Origin of the sequence: Demequina sp. (genome assembly GCF_024642165.1) — a bacterium.
In the GTDB taxonomy this organism is placed as follows: domain Bacteria; phylum Actinomycetota; class Actinomycetes; order Actinomycetales; family Demequinaceae; genus Demequina.
Genome location: NZ_JAHEBP010000056.1, coordinates 1 through 12300, shown reverse-complemented (window position 1 = coordinate 12300; position 12300 = coordinate 1). Strand labels below are relative to the sequence as shown.

Annotated in this window: 12 protein-coding genes; 6 read left to right on the top strand and 6 right to left on the bottom strand. The window is 67.5% G+C overall.

The window, feature by feature from the left end; translation table 11 throughout:
• The 6 genes from Q0L54_RS06750 to rpmH all read right to left on the bottom strand — a co-directional run.
• The coding region (locus Q0L54_RS06750) for an RsmG family class I SAM-dependent methyltransferase (protein WP_296666436.1) at nucleotides 1-406 on the bottom strand (406 nt) is incomplete at its 3' end.
• Nucleotides 407-425: 19 nt separating this feature from the next.
• Entirely contained in the window at nucleotides 426-905 is a 480-nt protein-coding gene (locus Q0L54_RS06745; RefSeq protein ID WP_296666434.1) for a R3H domain-containing nucleic acid-binding protein, read from the bottom strand.
• A complete protein-coding gene (yidC, locus tag Q0L54_RS06740) occupies nucleotides 902-1921 on the bottom strand; it encodes a membrane protein insertase YidC (RefSeq protein WP_296666432.1) in 1020 nt (339 codons plus the stop codon). The genes Q0L54_RS06745 and yidC overlap by 4 nt, the downstream gene beginning before the upstream one ends.
• An 8-nt stretch (nucleotides 1922-1929) precedes the next feature.
• Entirely contained in the window at nucleotides 1930-2226 is a 297-nt protein-coding gene (gene yidD, locus Q0L54_RS06735) for a membrane protein insertion efficiency factor YidD (RefSeq protein ID WP_296666430.1), read from the bottom strand.
• Nucleotides 2223-2567, bottom strand: a complete 345-nt coding sequence (gene rnpA / locus Q0L54_RS06730) for a ribonuclease P protein component (RefSeq protein ID WP_296666428.1) — start codon at nucleotides 2565-2567, stop codon at nucleotides 2223-2225. The genes yidD and rnpA overlap by 4 nt, the downstream gene beginning before the upstream one ends.
• A 3-nt stretch (nucleotides 2568-2570) precedes the next feature.
• The gene (rpmH, locus tag Q0L54_RS06725) at nucleotides 2571-2708 is read right to left on the bottom strand and encodes a 50S ribosomal protein L34 (protein ID WP_062382720.1); all 138 of its coding nucleotides are present in this window, start codon (nucleotides 2706-2708) and stop codon (nucleotides 2571-2573) included.
• Between the two features lie 237 nt (nucleotides 2709-2945).
• On the opposite strand from rpmH, the gene dnaA reads away from it, so the two are divergent.
• From dnaA to gyrA, 6 genes are all read left to right on the top strand, one after another.
• Nucleotides 2946-4337, top strand: coding sequence for a chromosomal replication initiator protein DnaA (gene dnaA, locus Q0L54_RS06720; protein ID WP_296666425.1), 1392 nt, complete (start codon nucleotides 2946-2948; stop codon nucleotides 4335-4337).
• A gap of 427 nt (nucleotides 4338-4764) precedes the next feature.
• Entirely contained in the window at nucleotides 4765-5892 is a 1128-nt protein-coding gene (dnaN, locus tag Q0L54_RS06715; protein ID WP_296666423.1) for a DNA polymerase III subunit beta, read from the top strand.
• Nucleotides 5892-7016 (top strand): DNA replication/repair protein RecF, encoded by a 1125-nt coding sequence (recF, locus tag Q0L54_RS06710; RefSeq protein ID WP_296666421.1) that lies wholly within the window; start codon nucleotides 5892-5894, stop codon nucleotides 7014-7016. The genes dnaN and recF overlap by 1 nt, the downstream gene beginning before the upstream one ends.
• Nucleotides 7009-7602, top strand: coding sequence for a DciA family protein (locus Q0L54_RS06705; RefSeq protein WP_296666419.1), 594 nt, complete (start codon nucleotides 7009-7011; stop codon nucleotides 7600-7602). Before recF ends, Q0L54_RS06705 begins: the two co-directional genes overlap by 8 nt.
• A 195-nt stretch (nucleotides 7603-7797) precedes the next feature.
• Nucleotides 7798-9804, top strand: coding sequence for a DNA topoisomerase (ATP-hydrolyzing) subunit B (gyrB, locus tag Q0L54_RS06700; protein WP_296666418.1), 2007 nt, complete (start codon nucleotides 7798-7800; stop codon nucleotides 9802-9804).
• The coding region (gene gyrA, locus Q0L54_RS06695; RefSeq protein WP_296666417.1) for a DNA gyrase subunit A at nucleotides 9782-12300 on the top strand (2519 nt) is incomplete at its 3' end. The genes gyrB and gyrA, both read left to right, overlap by 23 nt.

The following is a 12300-nucleotide window of genomic DNA, read 5'->3' as shown; positions in this document are numbered from 1 at the left end:
GGACGGATTCGGCGACCTCCTCGGCGCGGCCACGGACCACGCGTACGTTGTCGATGCCGCATTCCCTGGCCGACTCGAGGAGCCACTGGGTGCGGCGCTCCATCGGCTCGATCAGGACGTAGTCCCGGTCCGGATCCATCGCCGCCAGCACCATGCCCGGGAGGCCCGCCCCGGAGCCGACGTCCGCGACCACGCCCGGCGGGAGGTAGGGCGACAGGGCGGCCGAGTTGAGGACGTGCCGCTCCCAGAGTCGAGTGACCTCACGCGGCCCGATGAGGCCCCTTTCGACGCCCTCCGCGGCGAGCATGGTCACGAATGCCAGCACCCGCGGATAGGTGTCGCCGAAGTATTCGCGGACCACTCGGCTGCCGTGAAGCGGGTCGTCGGCCAGGGTCGCGTCGGTCATCGATGTTTCACGTGAAACGTCAGGCCGGCAGGATGACGACGTAGCGCTGCGGGTCCTCCCCCTCGGACTCGGAGGCCAGGCCGGCCTCGAGAACGACGTCGTGGACAACCTTGCGCTCGAAGGCGTTCATCGGCTCGAGGGAAACGCTCTCGCCGGACTCGCGCACCTCGGCGATCGCCTCCCGCGCGATCTCGGCCAGGCGCTCGCGCCGGCCGGCGCGGAAGTCCGCGATGTCGAGCATGAGCCGGCTGACCTCACCCGTGTCGGCCTGCACGGCCAGGCGAGTCAGGTCCTGGAGAGCCTCGAGCACCTCACCCTCGGGGCCCACGAGTCGCTTGAGATCCTGACTGGGGCCCTCCGAGACGATGGCGACCTTGGCGCGGCCGGCCTCGACGGAGATGTCGATGTCGCCGTCCATGTCAAGGATGTCGAGGAGTTCCTCGAGGAAGTCGGCCGCGGCGTCGCCCTCGGCGTCGAGCTTCTTGATGCTGTCGGTCATTCTGAGTCCTTGTTCTGGTCATCGGTGGAGGGGGCAGCCGGCGGCTTGCTGCCTCCACGGTTCTTGCGCTTGGGCTGCTGCCGCTGGCCGGAGCGCTTGGGCTCCTCGACCGGCGCCTGCTCGATCACCATGGTCGACGGGTCCTCTCCGCGACGCGCGGCGCGCTTGGCCTCCTTGGCGGCGATCCGCTCCTTGTGTTGGCGCTCGGCCTCGGAACCCGGCGTGGGGTTGTTGCGGATCACGTAGAACTGCTGGCCCATGGTCCACAGGTTGGTGGTGGTCCAGTAGATGAGGACACCCACAGGGAAGTTGGGCCCGGTGATGACGAAGATGAAGGGCAGCGCGTACATGAGGATCTTCTGCTGCTGGGCCATCGGTCCGGTGAGGGCGGCCGCCGGCATGTTCTTGCGGGTCAGCTGACGCTGCGTGAGGAACGTGGTGGCGACCATCGCGATGATGAGCACGGCGGAAAGAATCTTGGCGCTGAGCGGGCTGCCTGCCTCAAGGAAGCTGTCCGAGAGCTTGGCGCCGAAGAGCGTCGCATCCTGCGCCTGTTGAGCGAGCTCGTCCGTGAGCAGGCCGATGCCCCCGCCCTGCTCTCCCGTTCCGTTCCCCTCGAGTCGATAGTTGAGCACCCGGAACAGGGCGAAGAAGATGGGCGCCTGAACAAGCATCGGCAGACACGAGGAGAACGGGTTCGTCTTGTGCTTGCTGTACAGCTCCATGGTCTCGCGGCTCATGGCCTCGCGCGAGGCCTGGTCCTTCTTGCCTTTGTATTTGTCCTGAACCTTCTTGAGGTCCGGCGCGATCATCTGCATCGCTCGCGACGCCTTGATCTGCTTGACGAACAACGGGATCAGGGCGGCACGGATAGTGACCACCAGACCCACGATCGAGAGGGCCCACGTGACGCCCGAGGCGGGATCGAGACCCAGGAATTCCCAGATCTGGTGCCAGATCACCATGATGTTGGCGACCACCCATTCGAGCGGCCGCAGCCAGGCGAAGAAGTCCACGATTGTCCTTAGATCGGGTTGGAGGAGGTCTGTGCGGGCGTCATCGCGGAATTATTCCTCGCTAGACGAAATAGGCGCTCCCCCGGGGCCGGCACGTCGTCGACGCCGCCGTTGCTCCAGGGGTTGCAGCGCAGCACTCGCCACGCCGCCAGTCCGCTGCCCACGAACGCACCGTGCGCTCGCACGGCCTCGATGCCGTAGTGGGAGCAGGACGGGTAGTACTTGCACGTCGGGCCGGTCAGCGGTGAGATCACCAGCTGGTAGCCGCGGATCAGGCCGATGACGGAGCGCCCGGCGAGACTCATCGCGCCGCCTTCGACAGCGCCGTGCCGAGCGCGCCCGAGACGTCCGCCTCGAGCTCGGAGAACGATGCCGTTGCGGAGTCGGGAAGGGCTCGCACCACCACCGAGGCCCCCTCGGGAAGGGCGTCCAGGCGGGTCGCCAGGATCGCCCGCAGGCGCCGCTTCACACGGTTGCGAACCACAGCACCTCCTACGGCCTTAGAAACAGCGAAACCGGCCATGCGTCGAGCATCGCCGGTCAGCGCCACGTGCACCACTACGGTGCGCCGGCCGCCCCTCGCCCCCAGTCGCAACGTGGACCGGAAGTCCTCGGGCGACTGCAGACGGGAACCGGCTGGCAGCAAACCTCAGGCCGACAGCTTGCCGCGGCCCTTGCGGCGGCGCGACGCCATGATCGAGCGACCGGCACGCGTGCGCATGCGCAGACGGAAGCCGTGCGTCTTGGCACGCTTGCGGTTGTTCGGCTGGAAAGTCCGCTTGCTCACGGTAACTCCACGACGTCTTAGGGGTTGGTCAAATCAGCGCACTCACGTTACGCGCTCCCCGGGTGGGGGTCAAATCACGACGCTCGCCTTGGGACGGCGTACCCGAACAGGATAGGCTCCACCTTCACAGCCCGAAACCATGTGACCGACACGCGCTCGCGCGGTTACGAACGTATGACGGGCAGTACACCGACTGTGAATAACGCTGTGAAGAACACCTATGGGGGGTGACGGCCAATGGCGGCAGAGCCTGCCACGGACTCGATAGACGCCATCTGGCGCGGAGCCCTCGACTTCCTGGCCAACGACGGCTCCCTGAGCGCGCAGAACCGCTCGTTCCTCCGCCTCGTCAAGCCGCTCGCCGTGGTCGAGGACAACGTGTTCCTGGCGGTCGCGGAGGACTTCACCAAGAACTATGTCGAGACCACGCTGCGCGGTCAGCTCACCGAGGCGCTCAGCGAGGTGCTCGGTCGAGACGTGAGGATCGCCGTCACGGTCGACGCCTCCGTCCGTCCGCCTTCGCGTGGCGACGTGGACGAGGAGGAGACTCCCCGCCCGCAGGTGAGGCGGCCCGAGGTGATCCCGCCGCCCTCGGTCGAGGACCCGCACCTGAATCCGCGCTACACGTTCGACACCTTCGTCATCGGGCCGTCCAACCGCTTCGCGCACGCGGCAGCGCTCGCCGTGGCCGAGTCGCCGGGCAAGACGTACAACCCACTGTTCATCTATGGAGGGTCGGGGCTGGGCAAGACCCACCTGCTCCACGCCATCGGTCACTACACGCGTCACCTCAAGCCGCAGACGCGAGTCAGGTACGTGAACTCCGAGGAGTTCACCAACGACTTCATCAACTCGATCCGCGACGACCGCTCGCTGAGCTTCAAGCGCACGTACCGCGAGGTCGACGTGCTCCTCATCGACGACATCCAGTTCCTGCAGGGCAAGGAGCAGACGCTCGAGGAGTTCTTCCACACCTTCAATGCGCTCCACAACGCCGGCAAGCACGTGGTCATCACCTCCGACGTGAGCCCGCGCAACCTCGACGGCATCGAGGAGCGGATGCGGACCCGCTTCGAGTGGGGCCTCATGACGGACGTCCAGCCGCCGGACCTCGAGACACGCATCGCGATCCTGAGGAAGAAGGCGGCCGCCGACGCCGTCCAGGCGCCGGGTGACGTGCTCGAATACATCGGCTCCAACATCACGAGCAACATCCGCGAGCTTGAGGGCGCGCTCATCCGAGTCACCGCCTTCGCGGCCCTCAACCGGCAGCCCGTGGACCTCTCCCTCGCGCAGGTGGTGCTCAAGGACCTCATCTCGGACGACGACTCCGAGATCACGGCGTCGACCATCATCGGGAAGACAGCCGAGTACTTCGGGATCTCGATCGAGGAGCTCACCGGCACCAGCCGTTCGCGCGTCTTCGTCACCGCGCGCCAGATCGCCATGTACCTGTGCCGACAGCTCACGGACCTGTCGCTGCCCAAGATCGGCGAGCACTTCGGCGGCAAGGACCACACCACCGTGATGTACGCGGTCAAGAAGGTCGAGGACCAGATCGCGCAGCGCCGTCAGATGTACAACCAGGTCAACGAGATCCACGCGCGGATCAAGCAGTCCCGCGCCTGATCGGGGCCCCTGAGACCACTCTGAGACCCCTCAGAGCCCCCGCATCGTTCCCTCGAGAACGAAAAGGGAACAGTGTCGCGAATCTCACAATTGTGGATAACTCTGTGGATGCACGTGGATGACGTGCTCCGTCCACAGGGGACGGCCTGTGGGTAATGACACGAATATTGGGGGCGGTCCAGCACTGCCCACAGGCGTCAGGGACGATGCGGCCGCTCCACCACCAGGATTCTCACACCCGGATTCGTGTCATTTCCAGCGGCGATAGGCGTCGTCCACAGATTCCACCGCCCCTATGACTACTACAAGTCATTCTCCTTAGAGTTCTCCACACGACCTTCATGGGGCCGCGGCCCGATGCCGCGGCACGGTATTCAAGAACTGTCACTCCTCTGGCATAGTCTTGCCTCAGACCAGAGGAGTACCGATGAAGTTCACCGTCGAGCGCGATGTCCTTGCGGACGCCGTCGCATGGACGTCTCGTGCAGTTCCGGCCCGGCCCCCGGTTCCCGTCCTCGCGGGCGTGCGCATCACTGCCGATGCCGAGGGGACCGTCGGGCTCGCCAGCTTCGACTACGAGGTGTCGGCCCGCGGAGAGTTCCCCGCGGATGTCGAGGACGCCGGCGAGGTGCTCGTCTCGGGTCGCCTGCTGCGTGAGATCGCTAATGCGCTGCCGCACAAGCCCGTGCAGGTGTCGCTCGAGGGCACCAAGGTGTCCGTGACCTGTGGAGCCTCCCGCTTCACGCTCGCGACGATGCCCGTGGATCAGTACCCCACGCTCCCCGAGCTTCCCGAGCAGTCGGGAACCATCGACGGCGCCACCCTTCAGCAGGCGGTCGCGCAGGTCACCAGCGCCGCCTCCCGGGACGAGACCTTGCCGATCCTGACCGGAGTGCGCGTCGAGATCGAGGGCTCGCACATCTCTCTGCTCGCCACCGACCGCTACCGCCTCGCCCTGCGCGAGCTCGACTGGAAGCCTTCCAAGTCGGACATCAGCGCCGTCGCGCTGGTGCGGGCGAAGACCCTCGCGGACACGGCGAAGGCGGTGGGCTCGGGCGATGTCACCGTCGCGCTCAGCTCCGGACAGGGCATGGACCTCATCGGGTTCGAGGCCGGCGGGCTGGTCACCACCTCGCTGCTCATGGACGGCGACTACCCCCAGGTGCGCCGGCTGTTCCCGGACTCGAGCCCCATCAAGGCGACCGTGAGGACCCAGGACCTGATCGACGCCACTCGACGCGTCTCACTGGTCGCGGAACGCAACTCCTCGGTGCGGCTCGCCTTCGCCGAGGGCGAGGTCACGCTCGACGCCGGGCAGTCGGATGACGCCCAGGCCTCCGAGGCACTTACCGCGGAGCTCGACGGCGACGCCATCACCGTCGCCTTCAACCCGCAGTACCTGCTCGACGGGCTGAATGCGCTCGGCACGGAGTACATCCAGTTCGGCTTCACGCAGGAGACCAAGCCCGTCGAGTTCGTGGGCGTCAAGGAGCCGGGCGGCGACGTCATCTCGGACTTCCGCTACCTGCTGGTGCCCATCCGCATCGCGTCGTAGTGCGCGTCAGCCACCTCCAGCTCGCCGACTTCCGGTCCTACCCCGAGGCCGACGTCGAGCTGGAGCCGGGCGTCACCACGTTCGTAGGCCGCAACGGCCAAGGCAAGACCAACCTGGTCGAGGCGATCCGCTACATCTCGGTGCTCGACTCTCATCGGGTGGCGACCGACGCGCCACTGATCCGGTTCGGCGCCGAGCGCGCAATCATTCGGGCCAAGATCGAAAAGTCAGGCAGATCACTTGGTCTCGAGATCACGCTCAACGCGGGGAGGGCCAATCAGGCGCGCCTGAATCGCGGCGCCGCCCGGCCCCGTGATCTGGTGGGCATCCTGCGCACCGTGCTGTTCGCTCCGGAGGACCTCTCGCTCGTCAAGGGGGATCCCTCCGGACGGCGCGCATTCCTGGACGAGCTCTGCGTCGCCCTCCAGCCGGTCCTCGCGGGCGACATCGCCGACTACGAGCGAGTGCTGCGCCAGCGGACGTCGATGCTCAAGACCTCCCGCAACGCCCGCGGCGATCTGACCATGCTCGACATCTGGGACGAGAAGCTCGCGGACCTCGGTGGACGCATCGTCGCGGCACGGCTACGGGCGATCGCGGGCCTGGCGCCGCATGTGTGGGCCGCGTACCAGGACGTGGCCCCCGATGGCGGCGACTGCCGCATCGGCTACTCGTCCTCGTGGGCGACCGAGCTTCCCGAGGATGCCGCCGCTCTGGGCATGCTGCTGCTCGAGCGGCTGCGCGAGGTCCGTCCCAAGGAGCTCGAGCGGGGCGTGACCCTCGCCGGCCCGCATCGGGACGATCTCGAGATTCGACTCGGCGACATGCCTGCCAAGGGGTACGCGAGCCACGGTGAGTCCTGGTCCTGCGCCCTCGCGCTGCGCGTGGGCACCTACGACCTGCTCACCTCGGAGACGGGACCTGACTCCGAGGAGGACGGCGAGCCGGTGCTCATCCTCGACGACGTGTTCGCCGAGCTCGACTCCGGCCGCCGTGCCGCGCTGGCGCAGCGGCTCGAGCGCGCGAGCCAGGTGCTCATCACCGCCGCGGTGGCAGAGGACGTGCCGGCGGCGCTCGTCGGGCGCGTGATCCCCGTGGCGAAGGGCCGGGTGGGTGATGAGTGACCAGGAGTCCGGAGCCGGCCCGGACGATGCCGCGGTTGGCGACCAGACGTCGGGCGAGGGGACGGTGAAGCCGGAGCCGCTGGTGCCGGCGGATGCTGCCAAGCAGGCTCGAGACGCGATGGAACGGGCGCGGCGCGCGGCGCGCGAACGCGGTGCCCGCAGGACCAGCGCCTCGCAGGGCCGCAAGCAGCGCGAGGAGCGCAAGCGCGGGTCGAGCCCGTATGCGGGTGGCCGCGATCCCCTGCCGATGAGCGACGCGGTGGACACGCTGCTGCGTCGCATGGGCTGGACGGAGCAGATCGAGGTCTCGTCCGTGACGGCCCGGTGGCGCGAGGTCATCGGCGACCGCATCGCGGACCACTGCGAGCCGCTCGGCTTCGAGGACGGCATTCTCACGGTGAAGGCGACGTCGACCGCGTGGGCGACGCAGCTGCAGATGATGAACGGCCAGATCCGCCACCGGATCAACGAGGAGTTCGGGCGTGACATCGTGAAGGAGCTCAAGGTGCTGGGACCCACCGCGCGGTCGTGGACCAAGGGTCCCCGCACGGTGAAGGGCCGTGGCCCGCGCGACACCTACGGGTGACCCGCCCGACCCCCGCATCGTCCCCTCCGGACCGGGCGCTTGCGCACCCGGTGCCGCAACCTCTCTCGGAAGGGGTCCACGAGTTGCCCAGAAAGCCCTGTGAAAGGCCACAGATCGCCCCTCAGAGCCACTAGAATGGGTCGAGATAGCACGTGACCTGTCTCAAGGTCCGTCAGCGGCCTGAAAGGCGAATCTGTGGCGAATAGCGATGAGCGGGCTCTCGAGCCCGCCTACGGCGCCGAGAACATCACCGTCCTGGAGGGCCTGGAGGCCGTCCGCAAGCGCCCGGGCATGTACATCGGCTCGACGGGCGAGCGCGGTCTCCACCACCTGGTCTACGAGGTGGTCGACAACTCCGTCGACGAGGCGCTCGCCGGCTACTGCGACACCATCACCGTCACCCTGCTCGAGGACGGCGGCGTGCGGGTGCAGGACAACGGCCGCGGCATCCCCGTTGACATGCACCCCACGGAGAAGAAGCCCACCGTCGAGGTGGTCATGACCATCCTCCACGCGGGCGGAAAGTTCGGCGGCGGCGGCTACGCCGTCTCCGGCGGCCTGCACGGCGTGGGCATCTCCGTGGTCAACGCGCTGTCCTCCCGGGTCGAGACGGTGGTGCGGCGGCAGGGTCACGTCTGGCGCCAGACGTTCGCGGACGGCGGGAAGCCGCAGGGCACGCTGGTCAAGGGCGAGGCGACGGACGTCACCGGCACCGAGCAGACGTTCTGGGCCGACGACACGATCTTCGAGACCACCGACTTCGACTACGAGACGCTGCGCGCCCGCTTCCAGCAGATGGCGTTCCTCAACAAGGGGCTCGCGATCACCCTGATCGACGAGCGCCCCGAGCACATCAGCGCGGAGGACGATGCGGCGGAGGACGGCGACGCCCCTCGGTCGCGTGCGGTGACCTACAGGTACGACGGCGGGCTGGTCGACTACGTCACCCACCTGAACGCCGCCAAGCGGGCCGAGCTGGTCCACCCCGAGGTCATCTCGATCGAGACCGAGGACGTCGAGGCGAAGATCTCGGTCGAGCTGGCGCTGCAGTGGACCAACGCCTACTCCGAGTCCGTCTACACCTACGCGAACACCATCGCCACCACCGAGGGTGGGGCGCACGAGGAAGGCTTCCGCGCCGCGATGACCTCGCTGGTCAACCGCTACGCACGGGACAAGGGCATCCTCAAGGACAAGGACGACAACCTCACGGGCGACGATGTCCGCGAGGGCCTCACCGCGGTGATCTCCGTCAAGCTGGGCGAGCCGCAGTTCGAGGGCCAGACCAAGACCAAGCTGGGCAACACCATCGCCAAGACCTTCGTGCAGAAGGTGGTCAACGAGCGCCTCACCGACTGGTTCGACTCCCACCCCAACGAGGGCAGGGACGTCATCCGCAAGGCCATCCAGGCGTCCCAGGCCCGGCTCGCGGCGCGCAAGGCCCGTGAGGCCACCCGGCGCAAGGGGCTGCTCGAGTCCGGCGGCATGCCGGGCAAGCTCTCCGACTGCCAGAGCCGCAACCCGGACGAGTGCGAGATCTTCATCGTCGAGGGGGACTCCGCTGGCGGATCCGCCAAGCAGGGTCGCGAGCCCTACAACCAGGCGATCATGCCCATCCGCGGCAAGATCCTCAACGTCGAGCGCGTGCGACTCGACCGTGCGCTGGCGAACAATGAGGTCCAGGGGCTCATCACCGCCTTCGGCGCCGGCATGGGCGAGGACTTCGACATCGCCAAGGCGCGGTATCACAAGATCGTGCTGATGGCCGATGCCGACGTCGACGGCCAGCACATCCGCACCCTCTTGCTCACGCTGCTGTTCCGGTACATGCGCCCGCTCATCGAGGCCGGTTACGTCTACCTGGCGCAGCCGCCGCTGTTCAAGCTCAAGTGGACCAACTCGGAACACGAGTACGTCTACTCGGACAAGGAGCGCGACGCGCTGCTGGCCGAGGGCGTCAAGGCCGGCAAGCGCATCCCCAAGGAGAATGGGATCCAGCGCTACAAGGGCCTGGGCGAGATGGACCACGAGGAACTGCGCGTGACCACCATGGACCCCGCCTCGCGCACCCTGCTCAAGGTGTCCATGGACGATGCCGCGATGGCCGACGAGGTCTTCTCCGTCCTGATGGGCGAGGACGTGGAGTCCCGCCGCAACTTCATTCAGCGCAACGCGAAGGATGTGCGTTTCCTTGACATCTGACATCCCTGCCGGCGTCAACCACGGCCGCATCGAGGCGGTCGACCTCAACACCGAGATGCAGCGGTCCTACATGGACTACGCCATGTCGGTCATCGTGGGCCGCGCCCTCCCCGAGGTGCGGGACGGGCTCAAGCCCGTCCATCGTCGCGTCCTCTACGCCATGTTCGACGGCGGCTACCGGCCCGACCGGGCGTTCTCCAAGTGCTCGCGCGTCGTGGGCGACGTGATGGGCAAGTACCACCCGCACGGCGACAGCGCCATCTACGACACCATGGTGCGGATGGTGCAGCCGTGGTCGCTGCGCTACCCCCTGATCTGGGGCCAGGGCAACTTCGGATCGCCGGGCAACGACGGCGCGGCCGCCTCTCGATATACCGAGTGCAAGATGGCCCCGCTCGCCATGGAGATGGTGCGGGACATCGACAAGGACACGGTCGAGTGGCAGGACAACTACGACGGCCGCGAGCAGGAGCCCGAGATCCTGCCGGCGCGCTTCCCCAACCTGCTGGTCAACGGCTCAGCGGGTATCGCGGTGGGCATGGCCACCAACATCCCGCCGCACAACCTCACCGAGGTCGCGGCCGGCGTGCAGTGGCACCTCGACCACCCCGAAGCAGCCCGCGAGGAGCTGCTCGAGGCTCTGATCGAGCGCATCCCGGGCCCGGACTTCCCCACGGGTGCCATCATCCTGGGCCGCCGCGGCATCGAGGACGCGTACCGGACGGGTCGCGGCTCCATCACGATGCGCGCCGTGGTCAACATCGAAGAGGTCCAGGGACGCATGTGCCTGGTGATCACCGAGCTCCCGTACCAGGTCAACCCCGACAACCTCGCGATCAAGATCGCGGAGCTGGTCAAGGACGGCAAGGTCGCCGGCATCGCGGACATCCGCGACCAGTCCTCGGGCCGTACCGGGCAGCGCCTCGAGATTGTGCTCAAGCGGGACGCGGTCGCGAAGGTGGTGCTCAACAACCTCTACAAGCACACGCAACTTCAGGAGACGTTCGGCGCGAACATGCTCGCCATCGTCGACGGTGTGCCGCGCACCCTGGCGCTCGACGGGTTCGTCCGGCACTGGACCGCGCACCAGCTCGAGGTCATCCAGCGCCGCACCGCCTATCGCCTGCGCGAGGCGCAGCGCGAGGCCCACATCCTGCAGGGCTACCTCAAGGCGCTCGACGCGCTCGACGAGGTCATCGCGCTCATCCGCCGCTCTCCCGACGTCGACGCCGCACGCACCGGCATCATGGAGCTGCTCGACGTCGACGAGGTCCAGGCCACCGCGATCCTCAACCTGCAGCTGCGCCGGCTGGCCGCGCTGGAGCGTCAGAAGATCACCGACGACTACGACGCGCTGATGACCGAGATCACGGATCTCACGGACATCCTCGCGGATCACTCGCGTCAGCGGACCATCATCTCGGACGAGCTGGGCGAGATCGTGCGCAAGTACGGCGACGCGCGCCGCACGGAGATCAGCCCGTTCGACGGCGAGGTGTCCATCGAGGACCTCATCGCCGAGGAGGAGGTGGTGGTCACCATCACCGGCGGCGGCTACGCGAAGCGCACGCGCTCCGACCAGTACCGGGCGCAGCGGCGCGGCGGCAAGGGTGTGCGCGGCGCGACGCTGCGCAGCGACGACGTGGTCGACCACTTCTTCGTCACCACCACGCACCACTGGCTGCTGTTCTTCACCAACCTGGGTCGCGTCTACCGCGCCAAGGCGTACGAGCTTCCCGAGGGTGGGCGCGACTCCAAGGGCCAGCACGTGGCGAACATGCTCGCGTTCCAACCGGGCGAGGAGATCGCCCAGGTGCTCGACCTGCGCGGCTACGAGGACAAGCCCTACCTGGTGCTCGCGACCAAGCGCGGGCTTGTCAAGAAGACGGACCTCGCCGCCTACGACTCGAACCGCTCAGGCGGGCTCATCGCGATCAACCTGCGCGAGGTGGAGGACGAGGACGGAAAGTTCCACTCCGACGAGCTGGTTGCCGCGCGCCTGGTGGGTGACGACGACGACCTGATGCTGGTGTCGCGCAAGGGTCAGTCGCTGCGCTTCCACGCGACCGGGGCGGAGCTGCGACCCATGGGGCGCGCGACCTCCGGCGTGAAGGGGATGAGCTTCCGCGGCGACGATGAGCTGCTCGCGATGGACGTCATCCTGGCCGGGACGGCGGAGGCGGCGGGCGAGGACGAGGAGTCCGACCTCGAGGTCGCCGACGTCGAGACCGGCGTCCCGTCCGACGGCCCCTTCTCCTTCGTGGTGACCGAGCACGGCTACGCCAAGCGGACCGCCGCGTCCGCGTGGACCCCGAAGCACCGAGGCGGCCTGGGTGTGAAGGTCGCGACGCTGACTGAAGAGCGGGGAGACCTCGTGGGTGCGCTCCTGGTCGAGGAGTCCGACGAGGTGCTGGTCATCATGGAGTCCGGCAAGGTGGTGCGCTCGTCGGTCCAGGGCGTGCCCGCCAAGGGTAAGAACTCGATGGGTGTCATCTT